The 289-nt window shown below is 41.9% G+C and carries 1 pseudogene; it reads right to left on the reverse strand.

Going from position 1 to position 289, the window contains the following annotated elements:
• Nucleotides 1–166 precede the first annotated feature (166 nt).
• Nucleotides 167–289: pseudogene (locus AB4585_RS26520) on the reverse strand (glyoxalase); the annotation flags it as partial.

The raw sequence follows: 289 nt of genomic DNA on the forward strand, positions 1-289 counted from the left end.
TATTTACACGCCGGAGTGTGCGTACTAGTCAGAGATAAGAAGGTACTGAAATAGAAGACACCTCACTGCTAGGTATTTTCTAATTCTGAACTAATGTCATTGAATCTTCAAAACCAAAAAAGGACTGGCAATAGCCAATCCTTTTTCATTTCACTCACGGTCTCGATTAAGAGTAATCAGAAGCGTACGTTTCTTCGTAAGTGTGCGAGTAAAGCTCGAACAAGTTGCCAAACGGGTCTTCTAGGTACACCATTTTTGCTTGTTTGCTGTCGTCTTCTGGGTGGTAGCG

This window comes from Vibrio sp. 10N.222.49.C9 (assembly GCF_041474985.1).
In the GTDB taxonomy this organism is placed as follows: domain Bacteria; phylum Pseudomonadota; class Gammaproteobacteria; order Enterobacterales; family Vibrionaceae; genus Vibrio; species Vibrio crassostreae_C.